The organism is Alicycliphilus denitrificans, from assembly GCF_044792555.1.
GTDB classification, from domain to species: Bacteria; Pseudomonadota; Gammaproteobacteria; order Burkholderiales; family Burkholderiaceae_C; genus Alicycliphilus; species Alicycliphilus denitrificans_A.
Window position 1 is genome coordinate 86,223 of sequence record NZ_CP126239.1, and the last position, 13,738, is coordinate 99,960.

General features: G+C 67.1%; 15 protein-coding genes. 2 read left to right on the plus strand and 13 right to left on the minus strand.

Annotated features, from left to right (window positions below; translation table 11 throughout):
- Window positions 1–9: 9 nt before the first annotated feature.
- The 7 genes from dmpH to P7644_RS20300 form a co-directional block, all read right to left on the minus strand.
- Window positions 10–798: a 2-oxo-3-hexenedioate decarboxylase gene (gene dmpH / locus P7644_RS20270; RefSeq protein ID WP_008328869.1), complete on the minus strand. Its 789-nt coding sequence runs from the start codon at window positions 796–798 to the stop codon at window positions 10–12.
- 19 nt (window positions 799–817) lie between these two features.
- Window positions 818–1,603 (minus strand): 2-oxopent-4-enoate hydratase, encoded by a 786-nt coding sequence (dmpE, locus tag P7644_RS20275; RefSeq protein WP_008328863.1) that lies wholly within the window; start codon window positions 1,601–1,603, stop codon window positions 818–820.
- 23 nt (window positions 1,604–1,626) lie between these two features.
- Window positions 1,627–2,493 (minus strand): alpha/beta fold hydrolase, encoded by an 867-nt coding sequence (locus tag P7644_RS20280; protein ID WP_008328861.1) that lies wholly within the window; start codon window positions 2,491–2,493, stop codon window positions 1,627–1,629.
- Window positions 2,494–2,762: 269 nt separating this feature from the next.
- Complete coding sequence (locus tag P7644_RS20285) at window positions 2,763–4,217, minus strand: 2-hydroxymuconic semialdehyde dehydrogenase (protein ID WP_404303416.1); 1,455 nt, start codon at window positions 4,215–4,217, stop codon at window positions 2,763–2,765.
- 22 nt (window positions 4,218–4,239) lie between these two features.
- Entirely contained in the window at window positions 4,240–4,671 is a 432-nt protein-coding gene (locus P7644_RS20290; protein ID WP_066786844.1) for a heme-binding protein, read from the minus strand.
- Window positions 4,672–4,815: 144 nt separating this feature from the next.
- Entirely contained in the window at window positions 4,816–5,760 is a 945-nt protein-coding gene (locus P7644_RS20295) for a catechol 2,3-dioxygenase (protein WP_404303417.1), read from the minus strand.
- Window positions 5,761–5,781: 21 nt separating this feature from the next.
- Window positions 5,782–6,153, minus strand: a complete 372-nt coding sequence (locus tag P7644_RS20300) for a 2Fe-2S iron-sulfur cluster binding domain-containing protein (RefSeq protein ID WP_404303419.1) — start codon at window positions 6,151–6,153, stop codon at window positions 5,782–5,784.
- A 126-nt stretch (window positions 6,154–6,279) separates the two neighbouring features.
- On the opposite strand from P7644_RS20300, the gene P7644_RS20305 reads away from it, so the two are divergent.
- Window positions 6,280–7,200 (plus strand): LysR substrate-binding domain-containing protein, encoded by a 921-nt coding sequence (locus P7644_RS20305; protein ID WP_066786854.1) that lies wholly within the window; start codon window positions 6,280–6,282, stop codon window positions 7,198–7,200.
- On the opposite strand, the gene P7644_RS20310 is transcribed toward P7644_RS20305, so the two are convergent.
- The 6 genes from P7644_RS20310 to P7644_RS20335 are packed head-to-tail and all read right to left on the minus strand — an operon-like array spanning window position 7,187 to window position 11,715.
- Entirely contained in the window at window positions 7,187–8,248 is a 1,062-nt protein-coding gene (locus P7644_RS20310; protein ID WP_108499289.1) for an NADH:ubiquinone reductase (Na(+)-transporting) subunit F, read from the minus strand. The two genes, P7644_RS20305 and P7644_RS20310, sit on opposite strands and share 14 nt — an antisense overlap.
- Before the next feature lie 7 nt (window positions 8,249–8,255).
- The gene (locus tag P7644_RS20315) at window positions 8,256–8,612 is read right to left on the minus strand and encodes a phenol hydroxylase subunit P4 (RefSeq protein WP_108499288.1); all 357 of its coding nucleotides are present in this window, start codon (window positions 8,610–8,612) and stop codon (window positions 8,256–8,258) included.
- The gene (locus P7644_RS20320) at window positions 8,609–10,153 is read right to left on the minus strand and encodes an aromatic/alkene/methane monooxygenase hydroxylase/oxygenase subunit alpha (protein ID WP_108499287.1); all 1,545 of its coding nucleotides are present in this window, start codon (window positions 10,151–10,153) and stop codon (window positions 8,609–8,611) included. Before P7644_RS20320 ends, P7644_RS20315 begins: the two co-directional genes overlap by 4 nt.
- Before the next feature lie 24 nt (window positions 10,154–10,177).
- On the minus strand, window positions 10,178–10,447 hold the full coding sequence (locus P7644_RS20325; RefSeq protein WP_008344278.1) for an MmoB/DmpM family protein: 270 nt from the start codon (window positions 10,445–10,447) through the stop codon (window positions 10,178–10,180).
- A 25-nt stretch (window positions 10,448–10,472) separates the two neighbouring features.
- On the minus strand, window positions 10,473–11,468 hold the full coding sequence (locus P7644_RS20330; protein WP_404303420.1) for an aromatic/alkene monooxygenase hydroxylase subunit beta: 996 nt from the start codon (window positions 11,466–11,468) through the stop codon (window positions 10,473–10,475).
- A 46-nt stretch (window positions 11,469–11,514) separates the two neighbouring features.
- The gene (locus P7644_RS20335; protein WP_008344281.1) at window positions 11,515–11,715 is read right to left on the minus strand and encodes a phenol hydroxylase subunit; all 201 of its coding nucleotides are present in this window, start codon (window positions 11,713–11,715) and stop codon (window positions 11,515–11,517) included.
- 341 nt (window positions 11,716–12,056) lie between these two features.
- Here P7644_RS20335 and P7644_RS20340 point away from each other — a divergent pair, with 341 nt between their 5' ends.
- The gene (locus P7644_RS20340) at window positions 12,057–13,736 is read left to right on the plus strand and encodes a sigma-54-dependent Fis family transcriptional regulator (RefSeq protein ID WP_173142690.1); all 1,680 of its coding nucleotides are present in this window, start codon (window positions 12,057–12,059) and stop codon (window positions 13,734–13,736) included.
- Window positions 13,737–13,738: the final 2 nt, after the last annotated feature.

A 13,738-nucleotide genomic window follows, 5' to 3' on the forward strand; every position in this document is an offset into this window, starting at 1 on the left:
GGGCGGCGCTCAGACGAATCGCATGCCAACCGTGCCCAGGTCCTGGAAGCGCACGTTCACGCTGTCGCCGGCCTGCACCGCAATGGCTTCGGTCACGCCGCCGGTCATGATGAAGCTGCCCGTCGGGATCTCCTGACCGCGCGCGCCCAGGTGGTTGGCCAGGGCGGCGATGGCGGCGGCCGGGTGGCCCATCACGGCGGCGCCGGCGGCCATGGCCACGATCTGGCCGTTCTTCTCCAGCACCACGCCCAGCGTGCGCAGGTCCAGGTCTTCCACACGACGGGCGCGGCCACCGATCACGAAGCGCGAGGCCGAGGTGTTGTCGGCGATCACGCTCTTGAGGTCGAACTTGAAGTCGCGGTAGCGGCTGTCGATGATCTCCACGCCGGGGATCACGAAGTCGATCGCGGCCATCACGGCGCCGACGTGGCAGCCCGGACCTTTGAGCGGCGCCTTGGTGACGACGCAGATCTCGGCCTCGACCTTGGGGTGGATGAGTTCGGAGGTCTTGATGTCGCTGCCTTCGGCGCAGGCCATGTAGTCGCTGACGAAGCCGAAGACCGGCGTGTCCACGCCCATCTGCTTCATCTTGGCGTAGGAGGTCAGGCCGCACTTGAGGCCCACCGTCTTGTGGCCACGGCTTTCCTTGCGCGCGCGGATCAGGTCCTGGATCGCGTAGGCGTCGTCCCAGTCCATGTCCGGGTGGTCGTCGGTGATCTTGGTGACGTCGTGCGCCTTCAGCTCGGCGTTTTCCAGGTGCTCGGCGAGCTGGGCGAGGGTGTTCTTGTCGAGTTTCATGTGGTTGTTTCCTTCCCGCTCAGGCGACGAAACGCACCGACGTGCCGCCCAGGCCGCCGACGCTGCAATACAGGCTGTCGCCCGCGACCACCGGCACCAGCGGCGACTGCGAGCCAGAGAGGATGATGTCGCCGGCCTTGAGGCCGATGCCCAGACGGCCGAGCGTGTTGGCCAGCCAGGCCACCGCGTTGACCGGCGAGCCCTGCACCGATGCGCCGCAGGACGTGCTGATGATTTCGCCGTTCTTTTCCAGCACCATGCCGGCCAGCGCGAGGTCGAGGTCGCGCGGGCTCTTGCGCAGGCCGCCGAGCGTGAGCACGCCGCAGGAGGCGTTGTCGGCCACGGTGTCCTGGATCTTGATCTTCCAGTCCTTGATGCGCGAGTCGACGATCTCGAAGCACGGCATCACGCAGTCGGTGGCGCGCAGCACGTCGGCCGCGGTGACGCCGGGGCCTTCGAGGTCGCGCGCCAGGATGAAGGCGACCTCTGCCTCGGCCTTGGGCGCGATCATGCTGCTCACCGGGATGGGCTGGCCTTCGTTGTAGACCATGCCCGAGAGCAGGTGGCCGAAGTCGGGCTGGTTGACCTTGAGCATGTCCATCACGACCTTGCTGGTCACGCCGATTTTCTTGCCCACCACGCGCTCGCCCGCGTCCAGCCGGCGCTGGATCATGCGCAGCTGGATCTGGTAGGCGTCCTCGATGGTGATGTCCGCTTCGCGGTCGGTCAGCGGAGCGACGGGTTGGCGGTCGAGCAGCGACTGGTAGAGCTCGTCGCCGTAGTGCTGGATCTTGGAGTTGTCCATGGTGTTCTGTGTGGGAAAAGGGGTCAGGCGGACGCGGCGCCCTGCGCGTCGGCTTCGGCGAGGAAGTTCGACACCAGCTGGGCGAAGCGCGCGGCGTGTTCGATCTGCGTCCAGTGGCCGCAGTGGCCGAACACGTGCAGCTGGCTGTTGGGAATCCACTGGCTCAGCGTGAGCGAGGTCTGCAGCGGAATCACCTGGTCCTCGCGGCCGTGGACGATGAGCGTCTCGTGCGGCAGCGCGCGGATCGCCGATTCGGGGCTGGCCATGGCGTCGACCCAGCGCTGGCGCGGGGCCGGGAACATGGCCGAGAAGGATTCCTGGAAGCCGGGGCGGATGCTGGCCTGGTAGCGCAGCTCGGCCAGCTCGTCGGTGACCAGCGCGCGGCTGTGGGCGAAGATGTCCAGCAGGCGCTTCATGGTGGCCAGCGAGGGCTCGTAGCCCCAGACCGCGTCCAGGCCCGGCGTGATCGGGAAGGGCACACCGACCGAGCCCATGAGCACCAGGCGGCGCACGCGCTGCGGCGCGCGGATCGCCAGCGCCAGCGAGAGCGCGCCGCCAAAGCTGTTGCCGACCACGTCGGCTTTCTCGACGCCCATCGCGTCCATGACATCCAGCGCCTGCTGGACCCAGGTGTCCATGTTGTAGGTCATGCCGGCGGGGCGGTCGGTGTAGCCGAAGCCCACCATGTCGGGCGCGATGACTCGCCGATCCTTGGCGATGACCGGCATGGCGAGGCGCCAGTTGGCCCAGGCGCTTACACCCGGACCGGAGCCGTGGATGAACAGCACCGGAGGCTGTCCCGGCTTGGAGCTGCCGAGGTCGTGCACGTTGGTGTTGAAGCTGCCTGTGCGAACGCTCAGCGCAATTTCAGGGTTGTGTGGGGCATTCATGTGTCTTGTCCTTGAGGTCTTTGCTTTGAAGGGGCGGCGAGTGGGCCGGGACGACTGGTTCCGTTCATGTCCCCCGTCGGTCGCTGCGCGCTCGCCTCCTCCTTTACTTCACTGCACCAGTCGCCCCGGCCCACTCGCTGTCGGCGCACGAGGCCGTTCGTCCAGGGCAGCCGTGGAACCGGCTATGCCGGGCCACAGGCGGCGTCCCCCTCGAAGCGTCGAAGACGCGCACCGGAGGGGGGAAGCCGCGCAGCGGCGCAGGGGGGAGATCACAGCTTCACCATCACGTTGCGGAGTTCCGTGTAGAACTCCAGCGAGTGCACGCCGCCTTCGCGGCCGATGCCCGAGGCCTTGCTGCCGCCGAAGGCGGTGCGCAGGTCACGCAGGAACCAGCTGTTGATCCAGCACAGGCCGACTTCGATGGCCGCGGCCATGCGGTGGGCCTTGCCCAGATCCTGCGTCCACACGGTGGTGGCCAGGCCGTAGTCGGTGGCGTTGGCCAGGGCAATCGCTTCCTCTTCGGTGTCGAAGGGCGCGATGTGGCAGCAGGGGCCGAAGATTTCTTCGCGGATCACGCTGGCGCTTTCGGGCAGGCCGGTCCAGATGGTCGGTTGGACGAAGTGGCCGTTGGCGTACTCGCCCGTCATGGCCGGTTCGCCGCCGCCGGTGATCACGGTCGCACCCTCGGCTTTGGCTTTGGCGTAGTAGCCCATGACCTTCTGCTTGTGCTCCGCCGAGATCAGCGGGCCGATGCCCACGCCCGGCATGTCGGGGCCGCCGATCTTCAGGCCTTCGGCCTTGGCTTTCAGTGCCGCGACGAACTTGTCGAAGATCGGGCGCTGCACGTACACGCGCTCGGTGCCCAGGCAGACCTGGCCGCAGTTCTCGAAGGCGCTGCGGGTGATGCCGGCGATGGCCTTGTCGAAGTCGGCGTCGGCGAACACGATGCCGGCGTTCTTGCCGCCGAGTTCGAACGACACCGGGCGCACACCCTTGGCGGCGGCGGCCATGATGGCTTCACCCGTGCGGGTCTCGCCGGTGAAGGTGATGCCGTTGACACCCGGGTGCTTGGTGATGAATTCGCCGGCCGAGCCGGGGCCGAAGCCGTGCAGCACCTGGTACACGCCCTTGGGCACGCCGACCGCGTTCATCACCTCGCCCAGCAGGGTCGCGGTGGCGGGGGTTTCCTCCGAGGGTTTGACGATGACGGTGTTGCCGCAGGCCAGGGCCGGGCCGACCTTCCAGGTCATCAGCAGCAGCGGCAGGTTCCAGGGGCAGATCACGCCGACCACGCCCAGGGGCGTGCGCAGACCGTAGCTGATGGCCGTGCCGCCGTCGGGCGTGGTCATCTGGAAGCTCTCGGTCGGAACGTTCTTGACGATGTCCGCGAAGATCTTGAAGTTGGCCGCGCCGCGCGGGATGTCGATGTGCGAGGCCAGCGAACGCGGCTTGCCGGTGTCGGCCAGTTCGGCCGCCAGGAAGTCGTCGAAGCGGCGGTTGATCTCGTCGGCCACCGCGTGCAGCAGCTCGGCGCGCTTGACCACGCTCATCGTGCCCCACTCGCCCTTGAGCGCGGCACGGCCCGCGGCCACGGCGGCGTCGACCTCGGCCTGGCCGGCCTCGTGCACCTGGCCGACCACTTCATTGGTGGCCGGGTTGCGGTTGTCGAAGGTCTTGGCGGTGGCGACGAATTCGCCGTTGATGAAGTTCAGGAACTGTTTCATGGTGCGTGAGTGAGATGAAAAATCAGTCGAGGCCCAGGGCTTTCAGGCCGGCGCGGGCGCAGGCCTCGTCCTGCTCGGCCGAGCCGCCGGAAACACCTATACCGCCAATGCGCTGGCCGTCGGTCACGACCGGCAGGCCGCCGCCGAACAGCACCAGGCGCTGGCGCTGGTTCAGGCCAATGCGCAGCAGCTCGTCGTCACCGATGACGCCGCCCCATTGCGAGGTGGGAAAGCCGAAGCTCGCGGCGGTGTAGGCCTTGTCGATCGCGATGTCGATCGAATGCAGGAAGGCATTGGGCATGCGCAGAAAAGCGGCCAGCGTGCCCGAGGCATCGGTCACGGCCACATTGATGCGAATGCCCAATGCCTCCGCGTGCGCCACCGCCGCCTGGCAGGCCATCGAAGCCGCCGACGCGGTGATGACGGAAGAGGGAACAGAGAGAGCGGATGTCATAAGAAGAAGCGGCGAGAGAAAGGTGACTCCAGTTCGAGGGGCACCGAGGAACCGGCTCCGCCGGGCCTCAGGTGCCGTCCCCCCTCCAAGCGCCGAAGGCGCGCCAGAGAGGGGGGAAGCCGCGTCAGTGGCGCAGGGGGGTGATCACGTGTACACCTCGGTGAAAGACGGCACCAGATTGCCCGTGTGATAGAAAATCCCGCTGCCCAGTTGGTCTTCGGTCCAGGTTGTCACCGGCCGGTCGCGCTGGGCCAGGTAGCCCAGGCCGGCGAAGGTCTCATTGCGGTTGCCGCTGGGATCGAAGAAGTAGATGGTTTCGCCGCGCGTGATGCCGTGGCGGGTGGGGGCCACGTCGATGCGCGTCTTGGTCTTGGCCATCACGTCGGCGGACTTGAGCACGTCGTGCCACGAGTCCAGGAAGAAGGCGATGTGGTGCAGGCCGCTGCGCGGGCCGCCCACGAAGGCGATGTCGTGCGGCGTGGTGGTGCGGGCCATCCAGGTGGCCGCCTGCATGTTGCCTTCGGGTCCGACCAGCACCTGCTCGGTCAGGAAGAAGTCCAGTGCCTCGGTCATGAAGCGGGTGTTGTCGGCCACGGTGTTGATGCCGGCCTCGGGATTCATCTCGCACATCAGCAGGCAGTGGTCCAGCCAGTGAGCGCCTGCGCCCTTGAGGCCGTCGGGCCAAGGGTCGGGGTTGGTGCTGCCCACGTCGGTGCCGACAAACTCCTTGCTGGCATAGAGGCGCATTTCGTGCCCGCTGGGCAGCTTGAACTGCAGCATGCGGCCGGTCGAGGGCAGGGTGCCTTCGTCGAGCATGGTGGTCTTCACGCCCCAGGCCTCGATCTTCTGCTGAAGCGCTTCAAGGTCGGCTTCCTTTTCGACCTTGTAGGCCAGGTGGTTCATGCCGGCCTGGTCCGATGGGGTCAGGATGACCGAGTACTTGTCCCACTCGTCCCAGCACTTGAGGTAGACGTTGCCCGCCTTGTCCTTCATGGTGGTCTTCATGCCCAGCACGTTCTCGTAGTGCCGGACGGCCGCGTCGATGTCCATCACTTTCAGGCTGGCGTGCCCGATGCGCATCACACCCATGTTTTGTCTCCTTGTGGTTGGTTACTGCTGCTGAATTGAAGGGCCGGCAGTCGCAGACTCTGCGCGCCCCTTGGAAAACGGTTTTCTCAACTTGCCGGCCACTTCGACGTTCACCGGCGTCTGGGGCGCCACGCGGCAGGCCAGCGTGTAGCCATGGTTCTCTTCGTCGAGCGTCACGTGTGCACGGCTGATCGGCCCCAGGGCCTTGATCTGTCCCTCGACGATGCGGACCTTGCAGACCCCGCAGCCGCCGTTGACGCAACCCACCGGGATGCCCTTGCGGCCGAGCCGGACCATGCCCGTCAGCAGGCTTTCGTTGCCGGCACAGAGATAGGTCTCGTCCGTCTGGGCGACGTGCACGGCGAATTTGGGGCGGGAATCAAACAGGGACATGTCTCAGTTCTTCTTCAACGCAGCAGCTTCAGCTGCCAAAGATAGGGCGGAGCGGTCATACCGTCCAATACCGAATTTTTGCGACCCTATACTGGTGAGGTATTGCGAACCGAACCAGGAGGCCCCATGGATCTCAAAGACATGCGCCAGTTTCTGGCGGTCGCCGAAGAGCGCAACTTCACCCGCGCGGCCGAGCGCCTGCACATGGCGCAGCCGCCGCTGTCGCGCCAGATCAAGGCGCTGGAAGACGAGATGGGTGCGCCGCTGTTCCTGCGCACGCCGGCCGGTGTGGAGCTGACCGAGGCGGGCCAGGCGCTGCTGGACGAGGTGCCCAACCTGCTGCACCTGGCGCAGCGCGCGGCCGAGCGCACGCGGCGCGCGGCGCAGGGGCTGACCGGACAGCTCGACGTGGGCATCTACGGCTCGGGCGTGCTGGACGTCATTCCCCGTGTGCTCGCGAAGTTCCACGCGCAGCGGCCCGAGGTGCGCATCGCGCTGCACAACCTCACCAAGTCCGAGCAGCTGCAGGCGCTGCGCGAACGGCGCATCAGCGTGGGCTTCAACCGACTGGTCCCGCCCGAGCCGGACCTGGTGGTCGAGTCGGTGCTGCGCGAGCCGCTGCTGGTGGCGATGCACGAAGCGCACCCGCTGGCGCAGCGCAGGCAGGTCGGGATGGCCGACCTCGACGGGCTGCCCATGATCCTCTACCCCAACGAGGCCATCCACGGGCTGGCGCAGGAAGTGGCCGAGGCCTTCCGTCAGGAAGGCGTGCGGCTGGCGGTCGAGCAGGACGTCGAGGACGTGGTGACGGCCGTGGCCCTGGTGGCCAGTGGCTTCGGGCTGACCATCGCCACCCGGTCGGCCGCCAGCCTGCGCCTGCCGGGCGTGGTGTTCGTGCCCTTGCGCAGCCGCCACCTCAAGGACCTGGAGTTGAGCTGCCTCTACCGGCGCGGCGATCCGTCGCCGGTGCTGGCCATGTTCCTGGAGGTGGTGCGTGCGCATGGGAAGAGCGAAACGAAGGGCGGCAACGGCCTCAGACCTGCCTGAACAGCGGGCTGCGGGCAGCCTGCGCGTCGGCCGCCGAGAGGAACTTCTCGGTGTAGATGTCGCGCTCGAACAGGCGGCCCTGCATCAGGGTGGAGATGCAGGCCTCGATCATGGGCGGCGGCCCGCACAGGTAGGCCTTCTGGCCCGCAAAGCTGCCGCCGAAATGCGCCTTGGCCGCTTCGTGCACGAAGCCGCGGAAGCCGTCCCAGTCCGAGCCCTCGGGCTCGTGCGAGAGCGCCGGCACGTACGTGAAGTTGGCGTGCTGTTCGGCGAGCGCGCGGAACTCGGCGTCGTAGTACAGCTCCTCGTGCGAACGCTGTCCGTAGACCAGGGTGATGGGCAGCGTGCAGCCGCGCGAGAGCAGGTCCACGATCATCGAGCGCGGGCTTGACAGCCCCGAGCCGCCGGCCATGAACAGCATCGGCTGGCGCGCCGACTCGCGCACGAAGAAACGGCCGTAGGGGCCGGCCACGCGCAGGCGGTCGCCGGCCTTGAGCTGCTCGTGCAGCCAGGTGGTGCCGGCGCCGCCGGGCAGCTTGCGCACGTTGAGCTCGATGCCCTTCGTGGCGGCCACGTCGGCGGGGTGATTGGCGATCGAGAAGGCGCGGCTGCCCACACCCGGGATCTCCACCTGCACGTACTGCCCCGCCTGGAAGTCGATGGCCTTGTCCAGCTGCAGGTGGATCGCTTTGATGGTGGGCGTGAGGTCCTCGACGCGGCTGACCGTGGCCGCGAAGTCGCGCACCGGGATCACGCGCGCATCGGGTTCCTCGTCGATGTCGGCCTCGATGGTGGTGTCGGCCTGCAGCGTGGCGCAGCAGGCCAGGGTCTTGCCGTCGTCGCGCTCGAAGTCCATCAGCGCGAACGGGTTGGCCGCGCCGTGGTCCACCTCGCCATCGCAGACCTGCACCTTGCAGGTGCCGCAGAGGCCGTGGCCGCAGGCGTGCGGCAGGTAGAGACCCTGCCGCAGCACCGCGTCCAGCACCGTCTGGCCTTCTTCGACCTCGATGGTCGCGCCCAGCGGCTCGATCGTCAGTTGGTAGCTCATGGCCGGATCAGCTGAACGAACCTTTGATCCCTGTGAGCCCAGGGGTTCTGAAGCGGATCGCGTCCTTGTGCACCAGGCCGTTCTCGGCCAGCGACTTGGCCGGGTCGGGCGTCCAGGGCTGGCCGTTCTTCTTCCACTCGACCTGGGCCCAGTCGATCTTGGCGAAGTCCGGGTGGTAGCCGTAGATGCCGGGCAGCACCGCGGCCGACAGCGCGCCGAACGGGGTGTCCGGCGGCAGCGGCAGGCAGACGGGGGCGCAGAACATCAGGTGGTCTTCCCAGCCGATGTAGAGCAGCGGGGCGGGGAAGTTCTCGCGCACATCCCTGGGCGTGAACTCGTAGGGGGCGATGGCGACGACGCTCATTTCGTGTCTCCTTTCCACATCGCAAAGTTCTTCTGGTCTTCCGAACCTTCGAAGTCGAAGTTATCGCGGCCGACTTCCATCTCGTAGTACTTGAGCACGGCCATCAGCGGGTCGAAGCCCTCGGCGGTCGGGTCGGTGCCTTCGGGGAAGCAGTGGCCCTGGTAGATCTGGTGCACCGGCAGCCAGCTCTGCACGTACTTCTCGGGCTCGTGGTCGAAGATGCTCTTGCAGTGGTCGCTGCAGAAGTGGTACTTGTAGGCCTTGTAGTCGCTGTCGCGGTAGCAGATCTTGCTGGGGTCACCCTCTTCGGTGAACAGCATCGGGATCTGGCAGGTGGTGCACAGCATCGGCAGCGTCATGTTGTAGAAGCGCTTGCCTTCGGCGGCCTGGTCGCGCCAGAACTCCCAGCGCGGGCGGTAGTACTTGTCGAAGGTCTCGGGGTACTTCTCGCTCAGCCAGGCCAGTTCGTCTTCCTTGGGCACCCAGGTGTGGAACGGGGCGGCGCCGTTGTAGTTGTAGAAGGTGGCCCAGGCCTGGTGGCTGATGTGGTCCTTGCCTTCGCAGGCCTGCTTCCAGCCGGCCGGCTCGCGGATGCCGTAGCGCGCCAGGTCCTTGAACAGGGCGCCGCCGTTTTCTTCGGCGTACATCTCCCAGGCTTCCTTCCAGCTCATCACGCGCTTGGGCAGCATGTAGTCCTGCATCATCGCGACCAGGGTCAGCAGGCGGTAGCCGCGCCAGAACCACTTGTCGATCCAGCGCTGCACGATGGGCACGTTGTCCGGGTCCTGCTCCAGCAGGAACTTGATGCACTCGATGCCCAGCGTCATGTGGCGGCTCTCGTCGCTCTGCGCGCTGAAGCCGAAGGTCACGGTGGACATGTCGCCGTTGTGCGCCGCGCCGCTCATGAAGGGCACGAACAGCAGGTTGGTCAGCACGTACTCGAAGCTGAAGCTGACGGCTGTGAGGAACTCGAACGGACCACCGGTGCAGGCGTCTTCGAAGAAGGACTTCGGCACCGACAGGTACCACACGCGGTCGTACCAGTGGTTCGAGTGGTGAATGCCGTTGAAGTACTTGTTGTAGTGGCTGATCGCGTGCGTCTCGGTCTGGTAGTGGCGCAGCTCGTCGATGGACTGCATCTGCGCCGCGACGCGGGCGCCTTCGCCGGTGAACTGGCGGCCCACATGGGCGAAGCCGCGGTGCGCGTAGTACTCCAGCGGCGTCACGCCCTGGATGAACAGCTTGAGCGCGTTGACGTAGCGCGCGTCGGTCACGCCGAGCTGGCCGTTGTTCTGCGCGAAGGCCTCGATGACGGCGTAGAGCTTCTTCTCCTTCTCGCCCTGGTACTTCCAGTACGCGTCCATCGTCAGGCGGAACGGGTCCTGCCACTTGTCCCAGTCGTGGATCTTGATGCCCTCGTACTTGTCGTACGGGAACACCTTGTCCATCGGCTGGTAGCTGGTCTCCCAGCCCAGGCCGCGGGTCATGGCGGCGTAGCGTTCTTTCAGGCCGAGCTTCTTGCTGGCAACACGGGTGTCCATGCGTTGTCTCCTTCTGCGTTGTGTTCAGTGCTTCCAGCTCAGCGTGAGCTGGTCGTCGTCCTCGTCGATGTAGCCCGAGAGGGTGACGAGGTTGACGTGGATGGCTTGCAGGTCGTAGGGCCGCCCGGTGAGGCCCTCGATGGTTTCGCGGCGGATGGTCAGGCTGCCGGGCGCGTTGATCTTGACCAGGCCGGTCGGGTGGGTCAGCACCGCGTTCGGGTTGTCGGCCACGATGGCGTCGATCACCGGACGGGACTCTTCGTTGTGTTGGAAGGCGATGAATACGTCGGACATGTTGTGGTCTCCTGTTCAGGCCTGGTCAGGCGGTGACGCCGGTCTTGGCCAGGCGCGCCTGCAGCTGCACGCGGGCGTCGCTCAACACGGTTTCTCCGGTCTCGCCCAGGGCCAGGCGGGCGATGGGCGAGAGGGCGGCCTGGGCGCGGTCCATCCAGTGGCCGGCCCAGCCGCGCAGCAGGGCTTTGTTGGCGTCCGATTCGGCGCCCGCGGCCTTGATGACGGCGTCGATCCAGCGCGCGGTTTCGTCGTGCCACTCGGGCATGAAGCTGGTCAGCATTGCGACCGCGGTGCCGCCCTGCAGGGCGACGTGGTCGTCCACGAAGCCACCGTAGATCAGCGGGTACAGCAGGCCGTCGAGCGCGAAGTTCTGCGCCACGAACAGCTCGAACGGGTCGCTGACCACGAAGCTGTCCTCGACCAGCCGGCGCAGGCCCTGCCACTCGGGGGCGTCCAGCCAGGCCTGCTTGCCGTCTTCCAGCGACTGCGGCTCGCCCAGCACCAGGCCCAGGCGGGTCAGGTACTGCGCCACACCCAGGTTGTCCATCGCGTGGAACATGGCCGGCGCGGTGAAGGCGGTGCCGTAGCCGTAGGCGCAGATGGACGCGTTGTTCATGTTGGCGCCCCAGGCCGCGTGGCGCAGCGGCATCAGCACCGTCAGGGCCTTCTCGCGCACGCCGTCGGGCATCTTGCCGACCATGCCGCGCTGCTCGACGAACTGGAAGTTGGCCTCCATCGCGTCCTGCTGCTTGGCGCGGGTCATGGTCCAGGTGGCGTAATAAAACTGGCGCGGGTCTTTGAGCACGTACCAGTCGGCCAGCACGATCTTGCTGCGGCTGGCGTCGAAGAGTTCGTGGCCCGGGTCCCAGGTCGGCCGGTAGTGGAAGTTGACCATCGGCTGAGCGCCGAAGGTGGCCTCCTGGTAGCGGCTGGCGGTCTTATCGCCGCCGATGTATTTCGCCACGTGGGCGTAGGTCTGGCGCAGCGGCGTGATCTCCCGCGCCTGCAGGTCGATGTTCATCGGTGCTTGTCTCCGTTGGAATGGTTGTTGAACGGCTCTCGGGAACTCAGGTGTCCAGACGCTGCACCCGGTTGTTGACGCAGAAGGCCTCGAAGGCCGGGGCCGGCAGCATCAGCTCCACTGCCAGCTCCGGCCAGCCGATCGAGAACTCGAAGGCGACCAGGCCGTCGGCACGGCGCTCGATCACCCGCACGAAGCGCAGCGAGGCGTCGACGGCGGGCAGGGAGGTGTCGGTGGTCTGGGGCATGGTGCTTGGGGCGGTCGGTGCGTTGTCGGACGCGTCCCCTCTCGCAGATGGCGTGCCAGTCCGCCGGGGTTGGGCCAAAAATCTCGATATTTCAGGGAAATCCCTGAGAAAAATGTCGGTGTGCAGCGCAGCATCTGGATCGCCAGACACCCTTCGATAGTCTGTTTCTTGGACTGTTGCGGCGCAGCACGTGAGAAAAATCTCGATTTGATGAGGCGCTTTTTGCTGCGAGTGATCAAATGATCAAATTCAGGCACTGCTTCGCCGGTTTGTCGATTTGGGGCGCTTGGCGGAAAATATCGAGATTCCAGTCGCCGCAGAGCGACCCACCGGAGACACCTTTGGACCCCCATCTGACCTACCCGCCCGACAACGACCTGCGCCGGCTGCTGCGCTTCGAGCCGCACAGCGGCGCCATCTGGCTGGGCGAGCGGCGCATGGTGCTGCTGCACACCGCGGCGCTGACGGCGCTGCGCCACGACCTCATCACCTCGGTCGGCAAGGACCACGCGCGGCGCCTGCTCACGCGCATGGGCTATGCCTGCGGCCTGCACGATGCGGGCTTCGCGGCCAAGACGCGCGGCAAGAAGACACTGGAAGACATGTTCCTGGTCGGGCCGCAGCTGCACATGCTCGAAGGCGCGGCGCGCGTCACGCCGGTGCGGCTGGAGATGGACGCCGCGGCCGGCCGCTTCGAGGGCGTGTTCCGCTGGGACGACTCCTGGGAGGCGCACGCGCACCGGCTGCAATACGGCGTGGTCGACGAGCCGGCCTGCTGGACCCTGCTGGGTTACGCGAGCGGCTACACCAGCGCCTTCATGGGCCGGCTGATCCTGTACAAGGAGACGAAGTGTTCGGCCTGCGGCGACGACCATTGCCTGATCGAAGGCCGGCCGATCGACGAGTGGCCCGACGGTGACGCGCACCGCCAGTACTTCGAGGACGACTCGCTGCTGGAGAAGATGGCCGCGCTGAGCCAGCAGGTCGAGGCGTTGAAGAACACGCTGGAGCCGGCCGAGTCGGGTGGCATGCTGGTCGGCTCCTCGCCGGGCTTCCAGCACGCGCACGACCTGATGCGCCGCGCCGCGGCGACGCAGGTGACGGTGCTGCTCACCGGCGAGACCGGCGTGGGCAAGGAGCGCTTCGCGCGCGCACTGCACGAACACTCCGAGCGCGCCGCCGGGCCGTTCGTGGCGGTCAACTGCGCGGCGCTGCCGGCCGAGCTGATCGAGGCCGAGCTGTTCGGCGTCGAGAAGGGCGCCTTCACCGGTGCCCACGCGGCGCGGGCCGGCCGCTTCGAGCGGGCCGAAGGCGGCACGCTGTTCCTCGACGAGGTGGGCGACATGCCGCTGCCGGCGCAGGCCAAGCTGCTGCGCGTGCTGCAGGAGGGCGAGATCGAGCGCCTGGGCAGCGAGAGCGCGCGCAAGGTCAACGTGCGCCTCGTGACGGCGACCAACGTCAACCTCGAAGCCGCGGTCGAACGCGGGCAGTTCCGGCGCGACCTGTTCTACCGCCTCAACGTCTACCCGATCTGCATCCCGCCGCTGCGCGAACGCAGCAGCGACATCGAGCCGCTGGCTCGGCACCTGCTGGCGCGCTTCACCGCGCTGCACCAGAAGCGCCTGGGCGGCTTCAGCGACCGCGCGCTGCAAGCGCTGGCTCGCCACCGCTGGCCCGGCAACGTGCGCGAGCTGGAGAACCTGGTCGAGCGCGGCGTGATCCTGGCGGCGCAGGGCGGCGTGATCGAGGTCGAGCACCTGTTCCCCAACCAGTCCGAGCCGGCGCAGGACGGCATCGACCCGCAGGGCCGGCTGGCGCGCCGTGCGCCCGAGGACGAGCTGCGCCTGTGCGCGCAGGTGCTCGATGCCGGCGTGCCGATCGAGACCCTGGAGGCGCAGGTGCTGGCCCTGGCGGTCGAGCGCAGCCGCGGCAATCTGGCCGGCGCCGCCCGCCTGCTGGGTCTGAGCCGCGCGCAGCTGGCCTACCGGCTCAAGCGCGCCCAGAACCCCGAACCCGACTGAGC